The sequence below is a fragment of the Mesorhizobium sp. M3A.F.Ca.ET.175.01.1.1 genome (genome assembly GCF_004791945.1).
In the GTDB taxonomy this organism is placed as follows: Bacteria; Pseudomonadota; Alphaproteobacteria; order Rhizobiales; family Rhizobiaceae; genus Mesorhizobium.
Map to the genome: position 1 here is coordinate 525,720 of NZ_SRTP01000002.1, position 20,392 is coordinate 546,111.

Annotated in this window: 21 protein-coding genes and 1 other RNA gene; 8 read left to right on the plus strand and 14 right to left on the minus strand. The window is 63.0% G+C overall.

The genetic code is table 11. From position 1 onward, the window contains the following. The first annotated feature begins 5 nt into the window (after positions 1-5). On the plus strand, positions 6-1,490 hold the full coding sequence (locus EN818_RS07190) for a carboxypeptidase M32 (RefSeq protein ID WP_095804710.1): 1,485 nt from the start codon (positions 6-8) through the stop codon (positions 1,488-1,490). A gap of 214 nt (positions 1,491-1,704) precedes the next feature. Continuing rightward, positions 1,705-3,693: a DUF3857 domain-containing transglutaminase family protein gene (locus EN818_RS07195; RefSeq protein WP_165349978.1), complete on the plus strand. Its 1,989-nt coding sequence runs from the start codon at positions 1,705-1,707 to the stop codon at positions 3,691-3,693. 32 nt (positions 3,694-3,725) lie between these two features. Here the strand turns inward: EN818_RS07195 and EN818_RS07200 are convergent, their stop codons facing one another. Next, entirely contained in the window at positions 3,726-5,528 is a 1,803-nt protein-coding gene (locus EN818_RS07200) for an ABC transporter transmembrane domain-containing protein (protein WP_095804949.1), read from the minus strand. 205 nt (positions 5,529-5,733) lie between these two features. On the opposite strand from EN818_RS07200, the gene rpmE reads away from it, so the two are divergent. Then, positions 5,734-5,955 carry a 50S ribosomal protein L31 gene (rpmE, locus tag EN818_RS07205; RefSeq protein WP_095804712.1) on the plus strand — a complete coding sequence of 74 codons (222 nt, stop codon included), beginning with the start codon at positions 5,734-5,736 and terminating at the stop codon, positions 5,953-5,955. Positions 5,956-6,091: 136 nt separating this feature from the next. Here the strand turns inward: rpmE and EN818_RS07210 are convergent, their stop codons facing one another. From EN818_RS07210 to EN818_RS07225, 4 genes are all read right to left on the minus strand, one after another. Next, complete coding sequence (locus EN818_RS07210; RefSeq protein WP_095804713.1) at positions 6,092-6,418, minus strand: SelT/SelW/SelH family protein; 327 nt, start codon at positions 6,416-6,418, stop codon at positions 6,092-6,094. Continuing rightward, complete coding sequence (locus tag EN818_RS07215; protein WP_095804714.1) at positions 6,415-7,200, minus strand: RDD family protein; 786 nt, start codon at positions 7,198-7,200, stop codon at positions 6,415-6,417. Before EN818_RS07215 ends, EN818_RS07210 begins: the two co-directional genes overlap by 4 nt. A gap of 93 nt (positions 7,201-7,293) precedes the next feature. Further along, on the minus strand, positions 7,294-8,043 hold the full coding sequence (locus EN818_RS07220) for a YebC/PmpR family DNA-binding transcriptional regulator (RefSeq protein WP_095804715.1): 750 nt from the start codon (positions 8,041-8,043) through the stop codon (positions 7,294-7,296). A 203-nt stretch (positions 8,044-8,246) separates the two neighbouring features. Next, positions 8,247-8,570 (minus strand): metalloregulator ArsR/SmtB family transcription factor, encoded by a 324-nt coding sequence (locus tag EN818_RS07225; RefSeq protein ID WP_095804716.1) that lies wholly within the window; start codon positions 8,568-8,570, stop codon positions 8,247-8,249. Between the two features lie 52 nt (positions 8,571-8,622). Here EN818_RS07225 and EN818_RS07230 point away from each other — a divergent pair, with 52 nt between their 5' ends. After that, positions 8,623-9,105, plus strand: a complete 483-nt coding sequence (locus tag EN818_RS07230; RefSeq protein ID WP_095804717.1) for an SRPBCC domain-containing protein — start codon at positions 8,623-8,625, stop codon at positions 9,103-9,105. 49 nt (positions 9,106-9,154) lie between these two features. Here the strand turns inward: EN818_RS07230 and EN818_RS07235 are convergent, their stop codons facing one another. The 5 genes from EN818_RS07235 to ssrS all read right to left on the minus strand — a co-directional run bounded on the left by EN818_RS07235 (position 9,155) and on the right by ssrS (position 12,361). Next, positions 9,155-9,922, minus strand: coding sequence for a TerC family protein (locus EN818_RS07235; RefSeq protein ID WP_095804718.1), 768 nt, complete (start codon positions 9,920-9,922; stop codon positions 9,155-9,157). A 135-nt stretch (positions 9,923-10,057) separates the two neighbouring features. Further along, entirely contained in the window at positions 10,058-10,882 is an 825-nt protein-coding gene (locus EN818_RS07240; RefSeq protein ID WP_095804719.1) for a YmdB family metallophosphoesterase, read from the minus strand. A 95-nt stretch (positions 10,883-10,977) separates the two neighbouring features. Continuing rightward, entirely contained in the window at positions 10,978-11,403 is a 426-nt protein-coding gene (locus EN818_RS07245) for a DUF3592 domain-containing protein (RefSeq protein WP_165349977.1), read from the minus strand. A gap of 86 nt (positions 11,404-11,489) precedes the next feature. Further along, positions 11,490-12,074, minus strand: a complete 585-nt coding sequence (locus EN818_RS07250; RefSeq protein WP_095804721.1) for a 5-formyltetrahydrofolate cyclo-ligase — start codon at positions 12,072-12,074, stop codon at positions 11,490-11,492. A gap of 131 nt (positions 12,075-12,205) precedes the next feature. Then, positions 12,206-12,361: non-coding RNA, 6S RNA (gene ssrS, locus EN818_RS07255), on the minus strand. Between the two features lie 112 nt (positions 12,362-12,473). Here ssrS and EN818_RS07260 point away from each other — a divergent pair. From EN818_RS07260 to msrB, 4 genes are all read left to right on the plus strand, one after another. Further along, positions 12,474-13,313, plus strand: coding sequence for a MoxR family ATPase (locus EN818_RS07260; protein ID WP_095804722.1), 840 nt, complete (start codon positions 12,474-12,476; stop codon positions 13,311-13,313). Between the two features lie 92 nt (positions 13,314-13,405). Beyond that, positions 13,406-13,852: a GNAT family N-acetyltransferase gene (locus EN818_RS07265; RefSeq protein WP_095804723.1), complete on the plus strand. Its 447-nt coding sequence runs from the start codon at positions 13,406-13,408 to the stop codon at positions 13,850-13,852. Between the two features lie 6 nt (positions 13,853-13,858). Then, on the plus strand, positions 13,859-15,049 hold the full coding sequence (locus EN818_RS07270; RefSeq protein ID WP_095804724.1) for a VWA domain-containing protein: 1,191 nt from the start codon (positions 13,859-13,861) through the stop codon (positions 15,047-15,049). A gap of 92 nt (positions 15,050-15,141) precedes the next feature. Further along, positions 15,142-15,546: a peptide-methionine (R)-S-oxide reductase MsrB gene (msrB, locus tag EN818_RS07275; RefSeq protein WP_095804725.1), complete on the plus strand. Its 405-nt coding sequence runs from the start codon at positions 15,142-15,144 to the stop codon at positions 15,544-15,546. 73 nt (positions 15,547-15,619) lie between these two features. Here msrB and EN818_RS07280 read toward each other — a convergent pair whose 3' ends face one another. The 4 genes from EN818_RS07280 to pyc all read right to left on the minus strand — a co-directional run bounded on the left by EN818_RS07280 (position 15,620) and on the right by pyc (position 20,318). Further along, positions 15,620-15,919, minus strand: coding sequence for a hypothetical protein (locus tag EN818_RS07280; RefSeq protein WP_095804726.1), 300 nt, complete (start codon positions 15,917-15,919; stop codon positions 15,620-15,622). A gap of 4 nt (positions 15,920-15,923) precedes the next feature. After that, entirely contained in the window at positions 15,924-16,364 is a 441-nt protein-coding gene (locus tag EN818_RS07285) for a hypothetical protein (protein ID WP_135904141.1), read from the minus strand. Between the two features lie 21 nt (positions 16,365-16,385). Then, on the minus strand, positions 16,386-16,646 hold the full coding sequence (locus tag EN818_RS07290; protein ID WP_095804728.1) for a DUF2312 domain-containing protein: 261 nt from the start codon (positions 16,644-16,646) through the stop codon (positions 16,386-16,388). Positions 16,647-16,859: 213 nt separating this feature from the next. Then, positions 16,860-20,318, minus strand: coding sequence for a pyruvate carboxylase (gene pyc, locus EN818_RS07295; protein ID WP_095804729.1), 3,459 nt, complete (start codon positions 20,316-20,318; stop codon positions 16,860-16,862). Between the last annotated feature and the right edge of the window lie 74 nt (positions 20,319-20,392).

Sequence of the window (20,392 nt, forward strand, 5' to 3'; positions counted from 1 at the left end):
CCATCATGTCTTTCCAGAAACTCGACGATCTCGGCCGCAAGCTCGAAGCGCTGGAGCACGCGCTTGCCATCCTCGGTGCCGACGAGGCGACCCACATGGCGGTCGGCGGCGGCGAGAAACGCGCCGAGGCCATGTCGGCGCTTGCCGGCATGCTGCACGCCCGCGCGACGGCGCCGGAGATCGCCGACTGGATCGCCGCTGCCGAGGCAGAGCCGCTGAACGAGGAACAGCAGGCGGCGGTCACGGAACTGCGCCGGCAATACACCAACCTGACCTGCCTGCCGGTCGAATTCGTCGAGCGGCAGACGACGGCGCGCATGCGCTCCGAGCAGCTCTGGCGCGATCTGCGCGCCAAGAACGACTGGGCCGGCTTCCTGCCGGCGCTGGAAGGCATTGTGGCGCTGGTCCGTGAAGAAGCGGCTCTGCGCGCCGACGTGCTTGGTCTGGACCCTTATGACTCGCTGATGGAACAATACGACCCCGGCAATCGCGCCGCCGACATCACGCCGGTGTTTGCCGAGCTGAAGGTATTCCTGAAGGATTTCCTGCCGCATGCGCTGGCCGTGCAGGACGCCCGGCTGGCGAAGCATCCGCTGAAGCCGCTCTCCGGCAGCTACGCAATCGACAGACAGCACGAGCTCGGCCTCGCGATGATGACGGCGGTCGGTTTCGACCTCACCCACGGCTCGCTGTCGGTGTCGCACCATCCATTCTGCGGCGGGGTGCCGAGCGATGTGCGCATCACCACCCGCTACAAGACCTCCGATTTCCTGTCCGCGCTGATGGGCGTGCTGCACGAAACCGGCCACGCGCTCTACGAGCAGAACCTTCCGAAAGCCTGGTCGCACTGGCCGCTCGGCAAGGCGCGCGGCATGGCCGTGCATGAGAGCCAGAGCCTGTTCGTCGAAAAGCAGATCGGCCGCAACCCCGGCTTCTGGCGCTGGGCTTTGCCGGCGGTCGAAAAGCATCTTGGCGAAGCCTGGTCGCTCGACGATATCCTGCCGCATGTCCACCATGTCGAGCGCGGGCTGATCCGGGTCGATGCCGACGAGGTCACCTATCCGCTGCATGTCATCCTGCGTTACGAGCTCGAGCAGGAACTGGTCTCCGGCCGGCTGGAGGCCGCCGACCTGCCCGAGGCTTGGGACGCCAGGATGCGCGACTATCTCGGCCTGTCGACCATCGACAACCCGGCCGATGGGCCGATGCAGGACGTGCACTGGCCCAGTGCCGCCTTCGGCTATTTTCCGTCCTACACGCTGGGCGCCATGATGGCGGCGCAGCAATGGGCCGCCCTGACCAGTCAGCACCCGTCGGCGGATGAGGATCTCGCGAAAGGCGATTTCAGCGCCATCAACGATTGGCGCCGCGACAAGATCTGGTCGCAGGGCTCGCGCTGGTCGACACCCGACCTGCTCGAACGCGCCACCGGCGAGAAGCTCAACGCCGCCTATTTCACCCAACATCTGCGCAGGCGCTACGGCGACTGAAGCGGCTTCGCGAACCACCAGGCCGACCGGCGCGAAAGATGCGTTATCGACCCTTTACTTTGGCGGGAAAGACTCTGACAAAGGGCGTTCCTTGCTTCAGTGGGCTTGAATGTTGGTGGGTGGCAGTTTTCGTCAGGTTGCGCCGTTCCGTTGCCTCGTTGTGATTTTGGCCGTACTGGCCGCTCCGATCCTTCCAGCCGGTGCTGATGAGATCGTGCTCAAAGGACCGGAGGCGGGCTGGATCAAGTCGGTCGATGTCCCGGTGGCCGATCCGGCGCGGGCCGATCAGATCAAGAACGGGATATCCTGGCTGCTAGCGGATGAGCAGATCATCCATCGCGACTATGGCTATGACGACTATTCGCGCACGGTCTACAGAATTGTCGACCGTCCCGGTCTTGAGCAGGGCGCGAGCATCGACCTCGAGTTCGATCCGTCGAGACACAAGGTCACGCTCAACCATCTGCGCATCATCCGCGACGGCGCCGTGCTGGACCGGCTCGATGACGTAAAGTTCGACATTTTCCGGCAGGAGAAGGACGCCGAGAAGGGCGTCTATGACGGCTGGCTGACCGCTCATGTCAACATTGACGACGTGCGTGTCGGCGACATAGTCGACTACGGCGAGACCTATGAGATCACACCGCTCGTCGGCAAAGGCCTGTTCTTCTACAGCTTCTCCACCGAGTGGGAAGACCCGGTGGGGCTGATCCGCACCAGCATCACCTGGCCGGCCTCGCAGCCGCTCGCGATCAAGCCGCGAGGCACCGAGATCAAGCCCACCATCTCCGCCTCGGGAACGGACTCCGTCTATCTTTGGCAGATTGCCAATCCGAAGCCTGTCAAGGTGGAGGAGAACGTGCCGACGGATTTCCCGGCCTGGGGATCGATCGACGTCTCGTCCACCGCCAGTTGGCAAAGCGTGATCGACGCCGTTCAGCCTTACTACAAACCGGCGACGGCCTTTCCGCCCGCCTTTGCCGCCAAGCTCGACGAGATCGCGGCCAGGCACCCTCTGCCAGAGGATCGGATGATCCAGGCGATGCGCCTCGTCCAGGACGAGATACGCTATGTCAGCCTCTCGATAGGCTCCGGGTCGTACATTCCGCGAGATCCGGCGATGGTCATCCAGAGCGGCTTCGGCGACTGCAAGGACAAGGCGCTGCTGCTGACCTCGGCGCTCGCGCGGCTGGGTGTTTCGGCCCAGGTCGCGCTGGCCGACCTTGACCACGGGCGGGCGCTGGACCAGCACCTGCCGGCGTTGCGCAACTTCGACCATGCCATCGTCAAGACGACGATCGGGGCCAAGACGTACTGGCTCGACGCCACCAATTACCTGCAGGGCGGCGACGCCAGCAATTTCCCACAGCCGGACTACGGTTTCGCCTTGCCGGTCTTTGGCACTGGCGAGTTGGAGAAGATGCCCAGTCGGGAGCTTAAAAGCCCAAGTATCAAGGTTGCCGAGGAGTTTTCCTTTCCCGACAAGCCTGGTGGCCAGTTGACGCTGTCGGTGCTGTCGACCCATGAGGGCGCCGACGCCGACTACATGCGCAGCAAGCTCGCCAGCCGGTCGGTCAGCGAACTGTCCGACGCCTACCTGAAATACTACACCAAGCGCTACCCCGGCATCGAAAGCGCGGCAAAGCTGGAAATCTTCGACAATCGTGACGGCGACATCATCAACATACGGGAGAGCTATCGGCTGCCGGCTGAAGCGCTCGCGGCCAACGATCTCGCCAAGAACTTCTCGCTCAAGGCGGCCGACCTCGGCACCGACCTGCCGACCCCGACCGTGGTGGATCGCGCCGGACCCGTGTCGCTGGGATCGCCGGTCTATCGCAGGCACAGCGTGACGGTGAGCAATCTGAGGGCGAGGTTTTCCGGCGGGGAGATGAAGAGTGTCGTCACGCCCTATCTCTCGCTGAAGTCGTCATGGAGCAATACACCGACAACTTTCGAGGTGCAGTGGGATTTCCGGACGTTGGCGACGCAGGTGCCGGCCAAGGAAATCACCGACTACCTGAGGTCGGTCAAGGACGTCGGCGACAACATCGACTGGACATACGACTTCACCTACCAGGATGCGCCCGCAGATCCGCTAAGCAGCGATCCTGACAGGTCGCAACAACAGGTCATAACCGGGGTGCTGCTGGTCTCGATCTTCATAGGCGTGCCGCTTTTCATGGCCTTCCGGCGCAGATAGCCGCACGGCAGCTCCTGCCGAGAAGGCTGGTGCTATTCCGCCGCGCCCTGGAAGGCGTTTGCACCGGTCTCGAACTGCAGCTTGGCGAGCCGCGCATAGATGCCGCCCTTGGCGACGAGGCTTTGGTGGGTGCCTTCCTCGACGATGCGCCCGCCTTCCATCACGAGAATGCGGTCGGCCTTGAGCACCGTCGCCAGCCGGTGAGCGATGACGATGGTGGTGCGGCCGCGCATCAGCCGTTCGAGCGCCGTCTGCACCAGCGTCTCGCTTTCGGCATCGAGCGCCGACGTCGCCTCGTCGAGCAGCAGGATCGGTGCGTCGCGCAGGATGGCGCGGGCGATGGCCACGCGCTGGCGCTGGCCACCGGAGAGCGTCACGCCCCGTTCGCCGACCTGGCTGTCGTACCCTCTGTCGAGCTTGCGAATGAACTCGTCGGCGAGCGCTGCCTTGGCGGCCGCCTCGATCTCGGCATCGCCGGCGCCCGGCCGGCCGAAACCGATATTGTCGCGGACGCTGGCGGCGAAGACGGTGACGTCCTGCGGCACGATCGCGATGCGTTCGCGAACCGCGGCGGGGTCCGCCCCGCGCACATCGACGCCATCGATGACGATGCGGCCGCTCTCGGGATCGTAGAAGCGCAGGATCAGTGAAAAGACGGTGCTTTTTCCCGCACCCGAAGGCCCGACGATCGCCACGGTCTCGCCGGGCTTCACCTGGAAACTCAGGCCATGCACGGCAGCCCTGTCCGGACGCGCCGGATAGGAGAAAGAGACGTCCTCGAAGCCGATTGCGCCTCTGGCGACGGCCGGCAGCGGCTGGGGATCGACCGGCGACTGGATCGCCGGGCGCTCGGCGAGAATCTCGGTCAGCCGTTCGGCGGCGCCCGCCGCCTGCGACAGCTCGCTCCAGACCTCCGACAGCGCGCCGAGCGCGCCGGCCGCGAACACCGAATAGAGCAGGAACTGGCCAAGCGTGCCGGCCGACATCGTGCCGACAAGCACGTCGCGCGAGCCGAACCAGAGCACCGCCACCACCGAGGAGAAGATCATGAAGATGGCAAAGAAGGTGAGGAAGGAACGGGCGAAGACGGAGGTGCGCGCCGCGTCGAAGGCAGCTTCGACCGCCGCCGAGAAGCGGTCGGTGACCAGCTTCTCGTTGGTGAAGGCCTGCAGCGTGCGCACCGCGCCGATCTGCTCGCTGGCATAGGCGGTCGCCTCCGCCAGCGTATCCTGCGCCTGGCGCGACTTGCGGCGCACCGACCGACCGAAAGCGACGAGCGGCAGCACGATCAGCGGGATGGCGGCCAGCACCAGGCCGGAAAGTTTCGGGCTGGTGAAAACCATCATGCCGACGGCGCCGAGCCCGAGAATGAGATTGCGCAGCGCCACCGAGGCGGTGGCGCCGACCGCCGATTTCACCTGCGTGGTGTCGGCGGCAAGCCGCGACACGATTTCGCCCGACTGCGCGCGGTCGAAAAAGGCCGGCGAAAGGGTCGTGACATGGGCGAAAACGTCGCGACGAATATCGGCGACGACCCGCTCGCCGAGCGTGATGACGAAATAGTAGCGGCTGGCGGACGCCGCAGCGAGCAGGGCCGCCATCACCACGAGCGCCGCGAAATACTCGGCGATGAAGCTGGAGCTCGCCGCCTGGAAGCCGTGATCGATCATGCGCCGCACGGCCATCGGCAAGGCCAGCGTCGTCGCTGCCGCCACGCTCAGCGAGATCAGGGCGCCGACCGCCAGTTTCCGGTAGCGCGTGACATAGGGAAAGAGGCTTCTCAGCGGCCGGATCGATCGCCTGCGCGCGTCTGCACTGCCGTCGATATCCGCCATGGGCGCTTCCTCCGGCCGCTTGCTGGTTTTGCGCTTCAATATGCGCTTACCGCGGCCTTGTGATTCAATTCCGGCTGATGTATAGGCTCGCCGACCGTTTTAGAAGCCGTGGCTTTCCAATAGCTGCGGCTTCGAGTTTTAAAAAGGGGCGCATCGACGCAGGCCATTGGCCCGTCACCGGCGCCGGCAAGCCAGGAACACGACAATGAAGGCCGATATTCATCCCGACTACCACACCATCAAGGTCGTCATGACCGACGGCACCGAGTACACCACCCGCTCCACCTGGGGCAAGGAAGGCGATACGATGAACCTCGACATCGACCCGACCACGCACCCGGCCTGGACCGGCGGCCAGCAGACCCTGCTCGACCGCGGCGGCCGCCTGTCCAAGTTCAAGAAGCGCTTCGAAGGTTTCGGCCTTTAAGACTTTCTCTGCTTTGTCGCAGATCAAAAACCCGCCTTCGAGGCGGGTTTTTTGTTGCAGGTCTCAAACCATAGCCAGCGACTGCTCAAGCCCTAGCCTCGGCCGCCGATCCGTGGACTAAGGTGAAGAATTCGCCTCAGGCAGAGCCTTCTTTCGTCTGCTCTTTTGACGTGTGGCCCTTGCGGTCGGCATGGCCGAGATCGCGATCCGGGTCGATGACATCGCGGACCAGCTGCTTCAGCTTCGCCGCATCCGGAAAGCCGCCGTCGCGCTTGCGATCCCAGATAAGCACCTCATTGCAGGAAATGGTGAAGATGCCCCCGGTGCCCGGCACCAGTGTCACTTCGCCGAGATCGGCGCCGAAGGTCGAGAGCAGTTCCTGCGCCATCCAGCCGGCACGCAGCAGCCACTGGCATTGCGTGCAGTAGGTTATGACGATCCGAGGCTTTTCCAATGGGGTCATGCGTTAGTCTCGCTGATGCGGACGGTCGTGTCGGCTAGTCTATCGTGTATCGGGTCGTTACCCGAGGCAATCGATAGCCCAATCCACACCGGCCAGATCAACGCTAAAGCAAATGCGGCGAACGCGCATACAATTTCCACCTTGGAATAGCTCGGCGCAGGTCCAGGAATGCTCCCCCAGGTCTGGAAAGCAAACCACGCCCCAGTCAGGGTGACGGGGACGACGCCCAGAAACTTTATCACTTGTCGACGAACCGCTTTTCGCACGGACAGGCCGGTTCTATGCCAATCGTATTCATCATGCACGACAAGCGACAAAGCACGCTTGCCGACCGACTGGCCGGCGGCCATCTCCATGGCAAGAAGGTAGAGCGCCAGGATGGGCAATTCGAGGAAGCCCAGATCCAATGCGGCAGGTCGAAAATTGCCTTTCGAATCAAGATCGAGTGAAACGGCCTCAGCCGCGCTCGATTGGGTATCTATGGGCGTGCCAACTGCCCATTCGGTAACCGGGAAACCGAAGATAGATGTTCTGCAGACCTGCCAATTGTAAGCTTCAAGCGATGGATTTCCGTGCACCGTCGCGGAGCTACATATTCTCCAGTTGAGCCAGAAGTGGCCATTCACCCCACCGTCGGTCAGCAGAAAAAAACTTGCTACCACCGAATAAACAGGTATCAGAACGACAAGATAATCGATTAGAGACGCGAAACACCGTCGCCAGAAACCACCTCGGCGAGGCCAATCCAACGCATCGGCAAATTGAACCCCTTCGCCAATCATCACCCCTCCCAACGATAACACACGAACTTATACGTTGGGCGGAGAGTTCTTGGCTATGGCATTTGAATATATTTCCGCGTGACAGTCTGAGACTCAAGCCGCGCTGAGCTTGGCCATCGTCTCTTCGTCGACCTCGAAATTGGCATAGACGCTCTGCACGTCGTCATCGTCCTCAAGCGTGGCGACCAGCTTCATCAGCGATTGCGCCCGCTCTTCGTCGACCGGCACGTTGTTCTGCGGCCGCCAGATCGGCTTCACCGATTCCGCCTCGCCGAGCGACGCTTCGAGCGACTTCGACACTTCGCCGAGATTCTCGAAGCTGCAGTAGATGGTATGGCCTTCCTCGTCGGACTCGACATCGTCGGCGCCGGCTTCGATCGCCGCTTCCATGACCTTGTCGGCACTGCCGGCCGCGACCGGATAATAGATCTCGCCGATGCGATCCCACATGAAGGAGACCGAGCCGGTCTCGCCGAGCGCACCGCCGGCCTTGGTGAAGGCGGCGCGCACGTTGGAGGCGGAGCGGTTGCGGTTGTCGGTCAGCACCTCGACGATCAGCGCCACGCCGCCCGGGCCGTAGCCTTCGTAGCGCACGGCCTCGTAGTTTTCGGCATCGCCGGCGGAAGCCTTGTTGATGGCGCGCTGGATGTTGTCCTTCGGCATCGACACCGCTTTGGCGTTTTGCACGGCAAGGCGCAACCGTGGATTCATCGCCGGATCCGGGGTGCCGGTCTTGGCGGCTACGGTGATTTCGCGCGCCAGCTTTGAAAACATTTTCGACCGCACCGCGTCCTGGCGGCCCTTGCGGTGCATGATGTTCTTGAACTGTGAATGGCCAGCCATGGCACCCCTGTCGCGTTCGGCTAGAGCATTCGCATGCGAGGTGCCATCACCTCGTCATCCGCGACATGCTCGAATTCAATTTTCAGAACGCCCGGGCCATGCCTTTGAAGGCGCGCGGCGCTCTCTGTCGGAATGGCCGGCTTATAGATAAATCGGCTCAATTCGTCCAGCCGCGCCGTTTCGCCGCCGCGACGCTCAAGCCATCAGCCTTCCAGATCCGACTTGAGCCGGTCGAGGATGCTGATCGCGTGGCCGGCATACTGGCTGATCCAGCGATCATGGATCTGCTTGATCGGCAGAGCGTTGAGATGGTTCCAGCGCTCGCGTCCCTCACGCCGCGCCACGACCAGGTCAGCCTGCTCCAGCACCTTGAGATGCATCATCACCGTGCAGCGGTCCATATCGGGGAACGCCTCGCAGAGCGCGCCGGTGGTCTGCGGTTGATCCTTCAGGCGATCGAGCAGCTCGCGCCGGCGCGGATGCGCCAAGGCCTTGAAAACATGATCATCTCCGGCGCGGGTTGACATGTTATCTTTTTATAACATATCGTGGGGGCAAGCAAGAAAGGGAGCTGTGGATATGTCTCTTGGATTCAAGATTTCCGGGCGTATCGGCAAACCGGTCGCCGAAGTCTTCGACGCGGTCGTCAATCCGACCAAGCTCAGCGGATATTTTACGACCCTCGGCGGCGCAAGCGCCCCGCTCGTTGCCGGCACCACGGTGACATGGTGGAAGACGGTGCCGGTCGAGGTCGAGGAAGTGGTTCCCAACAAGCGCATCGTGTTGCGTTGGGATGGCAGCGGCCCCGGCGTCGTGCCGGCCTACAAGACCAGCATCGAGATGAGCTTCGAAGCTCTGGATGACGGCGGCACTTTCGTTACCATCGCCGAAAGCGGATGGCGCGACGATGAGGCTGGCCGCAAATCATCCTACGGCAATTGCGAAGGCTGGTCGCAAATGCTGTCTTGCATGAAGGCCTACCTCGAATACGGCATCAACCTGCGTGAAGGGTTCTACCCCAGCGAGATGCGCGGTGAGTTGCCGACGTCGGAAAGCAGATGAACCCGGGCCAGCAGGGATAGCCACTCGGCTGGCGGCCAGGTTGGCTTAGTCAATGCTCGCCGCCGGCCTTCTGCCTCCTGCGTCGCCTTGCCAGCATATTGAGCCCCTCGACCAGCGCCGAGAACCCCATGGCGGCATAGATGTAGCCCTTGGGCACGTGGTAGCCCATGCCGTCGGCGATCAGCGTCATGCCGATCATCAGCAGGAAGCCCAGCGCCAGCATCACGATGCTTGGGTTCCTGGCAATGAAATTGGCAAGCGGTCCGGCCGCCAGCATCATCACGCTTACCGCCACGATCACCGCGATATACATGATGCCGATCTCGTCGGTCATGCCGACGGCAGTGATGATCGAATCGATCGAGAAGACCAGGTCGAGCAGCAGGATCTGGAAGATCGCGCCGGCCAGGCTCATGTGCAGCGTCTCGCCCATCATCGTGTCCTGATGGTCCTGCGGGTCGACCGTGTGATGGATTTCCTTGGTCGCCTTCCAGACCAGGAACAGCCCGCCGGCGATCAGGATCAGGTCGCGCCAGGAAAAGCCGTGCCCGAACGCGGTGAACACCGGCGTCGTCAGTTGCACGATGATCGAGATGGTGGCGAGCAGCACCAGCCGCATGATCAGCGCCGCCGAGATGCCAAGCCTGCGGGCGCGGGCGCGCTGCGCTTCCGGAAGCTTGTTGGTCAGGATCGAAATGAAGATCAGATTGTCGATGCCGAGCACGACCTCCAGCACCACCAGCGTCAGCAGCGCGATCCATGCGGTCGGGTCGGAGACAAAGGCAAGGTGCGGCGCCAGAAACTCGATCAGCTGCATGAAGTCGTCCCCTCTTAAGATCTAGAGCAATTGCAGTCGCGGTTTCCCGTCCGGAATTGCGTAGAAACAAAATTTTGTGGAGCAGTTTTCGCGGGTTTCGTCGCCAGTTAGGTATTGCTGGCGCCCATATCAATATTACGACCAGAAAGATGGGGCAGTTTCTTCCAGCCGCGGCCCGCGACGAAACGGCGCGATCTTCTCCGCAAGCCCCGTGCGGTCGGAAAGGTCGACCCCGACGCCGCACAGCGTCGCCGGCCCGCTCGCCGCCTCGAATCGGCCCTTCGGCACTTTCGACAGGAACCGGTTGAGCGGCTCCTCCTTGTCCATGCCGAGCGAGGAATCGTAATCCCCGCACATGCCCGCGTCCGAAATATAGGCGGTGCCGCCATTGAGGATCTGATGATCGGCGGTGGGCTGGTGCGTGTGGGTGCCGACCACCAGGCTGGCGCGGCCGTCCACGAAATGCGCGAAGCACATTTTTTCCGAGGTCGCCTCGGCATGGAAGTCGATGACAACCGCATCGGCCTGCTCGCCGAGCGGACAGGCGGCAAGCTCGCGCTCGCCGGCCTGGAACGGATCGTCGAGCTCGGGATGCATGAAGACGCGCCCCATGATATTGGCGACCAGCACCCGCGCGCCGTTGCGGGCGATATAGACGCCCGAGCCACGCCCCGGCGTTCCCTTGGGAAAATTCGACGGGCGCAGGAAGCGCTCCTCGCGCGGCGCGAAGACCAGCGCGTCGCGCTGATCCCAGACATGGTTGCCGGTGGTGACGACGTCTGCGCCGGCGGCGATCGTCTCGCGAAAGATCTCTTCGGTGATGCCGAAGCCGCCAGCGGCGTTCTCGCCGTTGACGATGACGAAGTCGAGTTTGAAGTCCGATATCAGCCCCGGCAGTTGTTCCCACACCGCCGTGCGTCCCGTCTTGCCAACCATGTCGCCGAGGAAAAGAAGTCTCATGCCCACTTCTATCTAGAGCCATGGACGCTAGGCAAGCGGCACCGCGATTGGTTTTAACGCGGGCCGAAGCGACGCGCTGCCCTCATAAACAGCCCCTAGTGCGCACGCCGGGCTCGCAGCCAGAATAACCAGACGTAGAAGGCGACGAAACCGGCGGTACTGGCAAGCAGCAACAACCCGCCGCGCCAGCCCTTCATTGCGGCAGTATCGAGGTTCGACGGATCGGCAGGGTCGTAGTACAATTCAACCTTGTCGCCTGGGTTCACGCTATAAAGACCGATAATCTTTCCCTTTCCGGACCAAGTCATCGGCGTGTCGCCAACGAGATAGGCAACGGCAACATTGATGCCGTCGGTGGTGAAGCCTTTTTTGTGCACTTCAGTGTACGGAACGACCTCTGTCACGGTAGCGACCGTCTGAATCCAGAAGGCTTGGTGATAGAAGCCTGTCCCGAAAATGTGCAGTCCCATGATAAACAGTACTGCCGCGATCAAAGCGAACGGCATCAGGAGGAACCGCATTAAACGCATAGCCGCCATCGACTTGGATTGTCACAGCGAAACATTATCTGGGCATGTCTTAGAATGACGTTAAGCGGCTGGGATATTTATTGGTCGCCGAACCTTCGCAACCCGCTCTCGGTCAGTATTTCCGAGATGATGACATCGTGGTTCTCTTCCGGAACCATCGCCACTTCCTGGCAGTCGAAAGCAATGCCGATGAGCCTCGGTGTCATTCCCTTGTCGGCCAGCTTGGCGATGGCGCGATCGTAGTAGCCGGCGCCGTAGCCGATGCGGTGGCCGCGCGCGTCGAAAGCGGCAAGCGGCACCAGCATCAGCGATGGATCGAGCACTTCGGCCTCTGCATGCGGCCCGACCGTGCCGAAGCCCATGTCGACCATCGGCGCCCCGCGCACCAGCTCGCGAAAGACAATCGTGGTCTTGTCGAGGATCGCCGGCAGGCAGAGCCTGGCGCCCTTTTCACGCAACGCGAACATCAGCGGCCGCACGTCGACCTCGGAGCGCATCGGCCAAAAGCCGGAGACGACTTGTCCGGGCTCGACGGCGATTTGGTCGCGCGCCGTCTCGGCCATTTCCAGCGCGATTTCCACCCGCCAGAATTCGTCGAGCGCATCCCGGCGCGCCAACGCCTCCTTGCGAAGCTGCTTTTTCAATTCCTTGGATGAGGTCATGCGGAACTCGTTTGCGGCGCCGCAGGAAAATCCCAACTTCGGACGCAGGTCAAGGAAAACCGGTCCAGGGCCTGGAGTTGACGTCGCGGTCAATCAGAGGAGCACCGGAACCGCTTGAATCTTTCGGGAGGTGACGATCCACACAACCGGTGGAGAGGTCGATCCCGGGTGCCTACAAAGTAGGTGGGCGCCGTGTGAGAAAACCCACGGGTCTTCCCAGGGACAGCTCCCTAAGGATCGATAAGGCCCCGGGGATAAGTTTCTCCTGCCGGGAAGCGCAGACCGCCAATGCCAATATAGGCCCATGCTTGCCCCAGCGCCAGAGAAACGGAGCGACCGTTAAGCCTTGCGCGCATGCGCATCGCTCCTTACGGTCCCGCCGCACGGACAGGAGACAGAATGCGTTTCGAAGGCACTGCGGCCTATGTCGCCGACAAGGATCTGATGGTTGCGGTGAACGCCGCGATCGCGCTGGAGCGGCCCCTGCTGGTCAAGGGCGAGCCCGGCACCGGCAAGACCGAACTTGCCCGCCAGGTCGCGGCCGCGCTCGAACTGGACTTCATCGAATGGAACGTCAAGTCCACCACCAAGGCGCAGCAGGGCCTCTACGAATACGACGCCGTCTCGCGGCTCCGCGACAGCCAATTGGGAGACGACCGCTTCAACGACATCGCCAATTACATCAAGCGCGGCAAGCTGTGGGACGCCTTCGCTGCCCAGAAGAAAGTCGTGCTGCTGATCGACGAAATCGACAAGGCCGACATCGAATTCCCCAACGATCTCCTGCAGGAGCTCGATCGGATGGAATTCTTCGTCTATGAGACAGGCGAGACGATCCGCGCCGCTTTCAGGCCGATCGTCATCATCACCTCCAACAACGAGAAGGAGCTGCCGGACGCCTTCCTGCGCCGCTGCTTCTTCCATTACATCCGCTTCCCCGACGTCGAGACGCTGCATCGCATCGTCGATGTGCACTATCCCGGCATCAAGCAGAACCTGGTGCGGGCCGCACTGACACAGTTCTACGAAATCCGCGAAGTGCCGGGGCTGAAGAAGAAGCCGTCGACCTCGGAAGCGCTCGACTGGATTCGCCTGCTCGTCGCCGACGACATCGCGCCGGAGGACCTGCGCGCCGACCCAAAGAACATGCTGCCGAAGCTGCACGGCGCGCTGCTGAAGAACGAGCAGGACGTGCATTTGTTCGAGCGCCTGGCCTTCATGGCCAGACGCCAGCAATAGGCCCGCAGCAACAGCACTTTCCCGAGCTGTGGACCGTTGCCGACAATCGGCCGAGGCCGCAGCTTCGGAAGCAAAGCATCGAGGGAGAAGAAATGTCCGAGATCGCCATCCGTCCGCTCGCCCAGTCCGACCACGCCGACTGGCGGCGGCTTTGGACCGCCTATCTCACCTTCTACGAGACCAGGCTGCCGGACGAAGTCTACGACCAGACCTGGAAACGGCTGTTCACGGCAGGCGAATTCGAGCCGAAGGGGTTCATTGCCACGCTCGGTGGCAAGGCCGTGGGCATCACCCATTATCTCTATCACCGCTCCTGCTGGTCGCAGCTCAACAACTGCTATCTGCAGGACCTGTTCGCCGACCCGCAAGTGCGCGGCAAGGGCGTCGGCGCCGCCCTGATCAAAGCGGTGCAGGACGAGGCCGGCAAGATCGGCGTCAAGAACGTCTACTGGATGACGCACGAAACCAACGCCACCGCGCGCCGGCTCTACGACCATGTCGCGCGTCGCACGGGCTTCATCGAGTACGATCTGCTATAAACAACCATGTTCATTCCCTTCTTCCTCGAGCTGAAGGCTGCGCGGATTCCCGTTTCGCTGCGGGAATATCTGACGCTGCTGGAAGGCCTGGAAGCAGGGCTCGTCGATTATGATGTCGAGGGTTTCTACTACCTTGCCCGCTCGGTCCTGGTGAAGGACGAGCGCCATATCGACCGATTCGATCAGGTCTTTGCGCATGTCTTCAAGGGTGTCGAGGCGCTTTCCGGCCCGGATGCCGTCGATGTCGCCAACATCCCCGAGGAATGGCTGCGCCGGCTGGCCGAAAAGCACCTGACCGACGAGGAGAAGAAACTGGTCGAGGCATTGGGCGGCTTCGACAAGCTGATGGAGACGCTGAAGAAGCGGCTCGAGGAACAGAAAGGGCGCCATCAAGGCGGCTCGAAATGGATCGGCACCGGCGGCACCTCGCCCTTCGGCGCCTATGGCTACAACCCGGAAGGCGTGCGCGTCGGCCAGCATGAGAGCCGGCATCGCCGCGCGGTGAAAGTCTGGGACAAGCGCGAGTTCAGGAACTTCGACGACACGGTCGAACTCGGCACGCGCAACATCAAGGTGGCGTTGAAGCGGCTGCGCCGCTGGGTGCGCGAAGGCGCCGAGGAAGAATTCGATCTGCCCGGCACCATCCACGCCACTGCCGAGCATGGCTATCTCGACGTCAAGACACGGCCGGAACGGCGCAACGCGGTAAAGCTTCTGATGTTCTTCGATGTCGGCGGCTCGATGGACGACCATGTCCGCGGCGTCGAGGAGCTGTTCTCGGCCGCACGCGCCGAATTTCGGCAGCTCGAATATTTCTACTTCCACAACTGCCTCTATGAGCGCGTCTGGAAGGACAATCGCCGCCGGCTTGCCGAGACGATCCCAACCTTCGACCTGCTTCACAAATATGGGCCGGACTACAAGGTCATCATCGTCGGCGACGCTTCGATGAGCCCCTACGAGATCGTTCATCCCGGCGGCTCGGTCGAGCACTGGAATCCGGAGGCCGGCAGCGTCTGGCTGGCACGACTGTTGCAGCAGTGGCCTAACGCGGTGTGGCTCAACCCGGAAGGCGAGAAGAACTGGCGCTACACCCACTCGATCCAGTTGATCGGCGACATCTTCGGCGGCCGCATGTTCCCGCTGACGCTGGCCGGGCTTGAGGCGGCGACGAAGCAGCTGTCGCGCAGGCACTGACCGCTTTCCCTGGCAGCGCCTGTAACAAAGGCCTATCTTCCGACGAATACGGGCTGCAACCGACAACGAGCCGCCAAGGCCGAGGAGATCTCATGGACACCCACGCCTATCCCGTTACCCGCAGCGACGCCGAGTGGCGCGCCCGGCTGACGCCGGAGCAATATGCCGTCATGCGCAATCACGGCACCGAGCGTCCGGGCAGTTGCGCCCTGCTTTACGAGAAGCGCGCCGGCACCTTCTACTGCGTCGGCTGCGATCAGCCGCTGTTCGAATCCAAGCTGAAGTTCGAGAGCGGCACCGGCTGGCCAAGCTTCAATGATCCTGTCCCGGGTTCGATCGAGACGACCGTCGACCGCAGCTACGGCATGGTTCGGACCGAATGCCATTGCTCGCGCTGCGGCAGCCATCTCGGCCATGTCTTCGAAGACGGCCCGCCGCCGACCGGCCTGCGCTACTGCATCAACGGCGTAGCGCTGCGATTCGAGCCGGCGGCCTGAAGGCGTCGCTTCGATCGTCAGCCAGAGGGCGGCTTCGGCCGCCCTTTTTTGTTTGCGCGGCACCGGGCGCCGGTCAGACAACCACCGTCGCGATCAGCCAGAGCGCCGAGCCCAGCATCGTCAGCGATGCTTTGGCGCCGGCTGTCTTCTCTGCCATCCGCCAGACGGCAAGAGCGAGAAAGATGTTGTACGGCACGGGGAGGAAATGCACCGAGAGCACCAGCCACAGCGGCAGCTTCGATCCGAGCAGGACGAGCGCGACCGCGGACGACACGATGTTGATTACGGTGCCGACCAGCAACATGTCGCGCCAGAACAGCCGGTCGAGCGGCACTTTGCCTTGCCAGCGCGAGCGAAAGAAATCCGCCAGCATCGGCCTATCCCTGCCTCAGAACTTCAGTGACGGCGCGCTCGAAGCGAGAGCATTCCGTAACCAGCCAATCGGTCATGGCCGGCCAGTCGTCCTCGGCAAAGCAATTGACCCGCGACTGCGAATTGATGCCGAGATTCTGTGCGCTCTGCTCCGGCCTGAGCTTCAGCCGCGCCTCGATCGCTGGCTGGACCGGCTTCAGCCGCGTCCAGACTTCCGTCGCGCCAAGCTTTTCGTTGCGCCCGAAGAAGACGCCGACGACGTTCTCGCTGGGCGCGACATACATGGAAAGCACCAAGCCGAATTCAGGCAGCCCGCGCTGCCAGAACCAGGGACCGCGCCTAGCCAGCCGAGCGCGCTCCTCTGGGTGCCGTTCCGAAAACAGCCCCCAGAAACCGCGGTGCCGGAACTCCGAGGCGCGGCGGCCGCCGAAGTCGAACTCGCTCATGGCCGGCCTCGGCCGCGAGCCTTAGACCATGCCGAGCGCGGCCTTGTACAGGTCGAGGATGGACTCCTCCTCCTGGCGCTCGGCCTGGTCCTTCTTGCGCAGCCGGATGATGGTGCGGATCGCCTTGGTGTCGAAACCGGTGCCCTTGGCCTCGCCATAGACGTCCTTGATGTCGTCGGAAATCGTCTTCTTCTCTTCCTCGAGCCGCTCGATGCGCTCGATGATGGCGCGCAGCTGGCCGGCGGCTACAGTCTGGCTGGTCTCGGTAATTTCGTCGGCCATTTTTCTCTCCGCGTCGTTTCAGCGCCGCGACTCTGGCGGCAAATTGGAGCGGGTTCGATGCCCGAGCGGGCGCTGCGGGTCAAGCCGTTATTGGTGCGGCATGAAACGCCAATTTCTTGCGAGGGCGGTGCTGACATCGACTATGCCCCCGGCCGAACCCACTCGTCGCGGCCAAGCGATTTCGTTGGGCAGCCTGCCCTGAAACAGCTTGTCTCAGGCAAACGCGATCAGCAGGTCCTTGGCATCGATCTGGTCGCCGGCCTTGACCAGCACCTCGGCGACCACGCCGTCGCGCTCGGCGTGGAGCGCGGTTTCCATCTTCATCGCCTCGATCGAGAGCAGCACGTCGCCCGCCTTCACCGGCTGGCCGGCAGCAACGGCAAGCGCCGAGACCACGCCCGGCATCGGTGCGCCGACATGCGCCTCGTTGCCTGGCTCCGCCTTGCGCCGCGCCTTGGCGGCAGAGGCGCCATGCGCGCGGTCCGGCACCTTCACGCGGCGCGGCTGGCCGTTGAGCTCGAAGAAGACGGTGACCATGCCCTTTTCGTCGACATCGCCGAACGCCTGGCAACGCACGACCAGCGTCTTGCCCTTCTCGATGTCGACGAAAATCTCGTCTTCCGACTTCATGCCGTAGAAATAGGTCGGCGTCGGCAGCACGCTGACCGGGCCGTAGGTCTCCTGCGCGGCGGCGAAGTCGGTGAACACTTTCGGGTACATCAGCCAGGAGGCGAATTCGAATTCGCTGAGCTTGCGCTCGAGCTTCTCTTCGATCTCCTTGCGGCTGGCCTTGAGGTCGGCTGCCTTCAGCAGCGAGCCCGGCCGCACGGTGATTGGCTTTTCGCCCTTAAGCGCCTTCTTCTGCAAGGGCGCCGGCCAGCCGCCCGGCGACTGGCCGAGATCGCCGCGCAGCATCGAGACGACCGAATCCGGAAAGGCGATGTCCTTTGCGGGATTCTCGACATCGGCGACCGCGAGATCCTGGCTGACCATCATCAGCGCCATGTCGCCCACCACCTTGGACGACGGCGTCACCTTGACGATGTCGCCGAACATCAGGTTGACGTCGTGATAGGCCTGCGCCACCTCGTGCCAGCGTGTTTCCAGTCCCAGGGAGCGCGCCTGCTCCTTGAGATTTGTGAACTGGCCGCCGGGCATCTCATGCAGATAGACTTCCGAGGCCGGCCCCTTGAGGTCGCTCTCGAAGGCGGCATACTGGTTGCGCACCGCTTCCCAGTAGAACGAGATGTGGCGGATCCATTGCGGATCGAGGCCGGGATCGCGCTCGGTGCCCTTCAGCGCCTCGACGATCGAGCCGAGACAGGGCTGCGAGGTGTTGCCTGAAAAGGAGTCCATCGCTGCGTCGATGGCGTCGACGCCTGTCTCGACCGCCGCCAGCACAGTCGCCGCCGAGAGGCCGGACGTGTCATGCGTGTGGAAATGGATCGGCAGGTCGGTGGATTCGCGCAGCGCCTTGAACAGCACGCGCGCCGCCGACGGCTTCAACAGCCCCGCCATGTCCTTGACGGCGATGATGTGGGCGCCGGCGGCCTCGAGTTCCTTCGCCAGCCCGACGTAATATTTGAGGTCGTATTTGGCGCGCGCCGGATCGAGTATGTCGCCGGTGTAGCACATCGCCGCTTCGATCAGCTTGCCTTCGGCGCCCACCGCGTCCATGGCGAAGCGCATGTTCTCGACCCAGTTCAGGCAGTCGAAGACGCGGAACAGGTCGACGCCGCCGGCCGCCGCTTGGCGGACGAAATGCTGCACCACGTTGTCGGGGTAGTTGGTGTAGCCGACGCCGTTGGCGCCGCGCAGAAGCATCTGCAGGAGCAGATTGGGCGCGGCTTCGCGCACCCGCGACAGACGCTCCCACGGATCCTCGGTGAGGAAGCGCATGGCGACGTCGAAGGTGGCGCCGCCCCAGCATTCCAGCGACAGCAGCTGCGGCAACGCCCGCGCATATGTGCCGGCGATGCCGGCAATGTCATAGGTGCGCATGCGCGTGGCGAGCAGCGACTGATGTCCGTCGCGCATCGTCGTGTCGGTGACCAGCACCTGGGTCTGATCGCGCATCCAGGCGGCGAACTTCTGCGGCCCGAGCGCGTCGAGCCTCTGCTTGCTGCCGTCGGGAATGTTGCCGTTGAGATAGGGCACGACCGGGGCCGCCGCATCGACCTTGGGCATCGGCCGCCCGCGTGTCTCGGGATGCCCGTTGACGCTGACGTCGGCCAGATAATTGAGCAGCTTGGTGGCGCGGTCCTGCCGCTTCACCTGCTCGAACAGCTCCGGCGTCGTGTCGATGAACTTGGTCGTGTAGGAATTGTCGGCGAAGCTCTGGTGGTTGATGATCGCCTCGAGGAAGGTGAGGTTGGTCGCCACGCCGCGGATGCGGAATTCGCGCAGGGCCCGGTTCATGCGCGCGATCGTCTCGGCCGGCGTCGGCGCCCACGCCGTCACCTTTTCCAGCAGCGGATCGTAGAAGCGGGTGATGACCGCGCCCGAATAGGCGGTGCCGCCGTCGAGGCGGATGCCGAACCCGGTCGCGCCGCGGTAGGCGGTGATGCGGCCGTAATCCGGAATGAAATTCTGCTCCGGATCCTCGGTGGTGATGCGGCACTGCAGCGCGTGGCCGTTGAGCCTGATGTCCTTCTGCGCCGGCACGCCCGATTCCGGCGTGCCGATGGCAAAGCCGTCGAGGATGTGGATCTGCGCTTTGACGATGTCGATCCCGGTCACCATCTCGGTGACCGTATGCTCGACCTGGATGCGCGGGTTGACTTCGATGAAATAGAACTTGCCGGTGTCGGCGTCCTGCAGGAACTCGACCGTGCCGGCGCCGATATAGCTGGTCTCGCGTGCGATCTTCAGCGCATAGCCGCAGAGTTCCTGGCGCAGTTCCTCGCTGAGATAGGGAGCCGGGGCGCGCTCCACGACCTTCTGGTTGCGACGCTGGATCGAGCAGTCGCGTTCGAACAGATGCACGGCGTTGCCATGCGTGTCGCCAAGCACCTGCACCTCGACATGGCGGGCGCGCTCGATCAGCTTCTCGAGATAGACTTCGTCCTTGCCGAAGGCCGCCTTCGCTTCGCGCTTGCCTTCCATCACCTCGCGCGCCAGGTCGGCTTCCGCGCGGATGGCGCGCATGCCGCGTCCGCCGCCGCCCCACGAGGCCTTCAGCATCACCGGGTAGCCGATCTCGGCGGCAAGCTTCTTGACCGTGTCCATGTCGTCCGGCAGCGGCTCGGTGGCGGGCACCACCGGCACGTCCACCTCGATCGCCAGATTGCGCGCGGCGACCTTGTTGCCGAGCCGGCGCATCGTCTCCGGCTTCGGCCCGATGAAAGTGATGCCGGCGCCAGCGCAAGCCTCGGCGAATTCCGGGCTTTCCGACAACAGGCCGTAGCCCGGATGGATGGCATCAGCGCCCGATAATTTGGCGACGCGGATTACCTCGTCGATCGACAGGTAGCTTTCGATCGGCCCCATGTCCTTGGCAAGATGCGGTCCGCGTCCGACCTGATAACTCTCGTCGGCCTTGAAGCGATGCAGCGAATATTTGTCTTCCTCGGCCCAGATCGCCACGGTTTTGAGCCCGAGTTCGTTTGCCGCGCGAAAGACGCGGATGGCGATTTCGGACCGGTTGGCGACGAGGATCTTCGTGATGGCCAAGGACTGGGCTCCAGCAGCGGAAGGTTGGGTGGACCGGCGCATGATTAACGTGAAAATGCTGCAGCGCAAACAAA

Bases quoted from the DNA above. Each gene is read 5' to 3' on its own strand.
- EN818_RS07190 (WP_095804710.1), top strand. From the start codon at position 6: ATGTCTTTCCAGAAACTCGACGATCTCGGCCGCAAGCTCGAAGCGCTG.
- EN818_RS07200 (WP_095804949.1), bottom strand. From the start codon at position 5,528: ATGGCGGATATCGACGGCAGTGCAGACGCGCGCAGGCGATCGATCCGG.
- rpmE (WP_095804712.1), top strand. From the start codon at position 5,734: ATGAAGGCCGATATTCATCCCGACTACCACACCATCAAGGTCGTCATG.
- EN818_RS07210 (WP_095804713.1), bottom strand. From the start codon at position 6,418: ATGACCCCATTGGAAAAGCCTCGGATCGTCATAACCTACTGCACGCAA.
- EN818_RS07215 (WP_095804714.1), bottom strand. From the start codon at position 7,200: ATGATTGGCGAAGGGGTTCAATTTGCCGATGCGTTGGATTGGCCTCGC.
- EN818_RS07220 (WP_095804715.1), bottom strand. From the start codon at position 8,043: ATGGCTGGCCATTCACAGTTCAAGAACATCATGCACCGCAAGGGCCGC.
- EN818_RS07225 (WP_095804716.1), bottom strand. From the start codon at position 8,570: ATGTCAACCCGCGCCGGAGATGATCATGTTTTCAAGGCCTTGGCGCAT.
- EN818_RS07230 (WP_095804717.1), top strand. From the start codon at position 8,623: ATGTCTCTTGGATTCAAGATTTCCGGGCGTATCGGCAAACCGGTCGCC.
- EN818_RS07235 (WP_095804718.1), bottom strand. From the start codon at position 9,922: ATGCAGCTGATCGAGTTTCTGGCGCCGCACCTTGCCTTTGTCTCCGAC.
- EN818_RS07240 (WP_095804719.1), bottom strand. From the start codon at position 10,882: ATGAGACTTCTTTTCCTCGGCGACATGGTTGGCAAGACGGGACGCACG.
- EN818_RS07245 (WP_165349977.1), bottom strand. From the start codon at position 11,403: ATGCGGTTCCTCCTGATGCCGTTCGCTTTGATCGCGGCAGTACTGTTT.
- EN818_RS07250 (WP_095804721.1), bottom strand. From the start codon at position 12,074: ATGACCTCATCCAAGGAATTGAAAAAGCAGCTTCGCAAGGAGGCGTTG.
- EN818_RS07260 (WP_095804722.1), top strand. From the start codon at position 12,474: ATGCGTTTCGAAGGCACTGCGGCCTATGTCGCCGACAAGGATCTGATG.
- EN818_RS07265 (WP_095804723.1), top strand. From the start codon at position 13,406: ATGTCCGAGATCGCCATCCGTCCGCTCGCCCAGTCCGACCACGCCGAC.
- EN818_RS07270 (WP_095804724.1), top strand. From the start codon at position 13,859: ATGTTCATTCCCTTCTTCCTCGAGCTGAAGGCTGCGCGGATTCCCGTT.
- msrB (WP_095804725.1), top strand. From the start codon at position 15,142: ATGGACACCCACGCCTATCCCGTTACCCGCAGCGACGCCGAGTGGCGC.
- EN818_RS07280 (WP_095804726.1), bottom strand. From the start codon at position 15,919: ATGCTGGCGGATTTCTTTCGCTCGCGCTGGCAAGGCAAAGTGCCGCTC.
- EN818_RS07285 (WP_135904141.1), bottom strand. From the start codon at position 16,364: ATGAGCGAGTTCGACTTCGGCGGCCGCCGCGCCTCGGAGTTCCGGCAC.
- EN818_RS07290 (WP_095804728.1), bottom strand. From the start codon at position 16,646: ATGGCCGACGAAATTACCGAGACCAGCCAGACTGTAGCCGCCGGCCAG.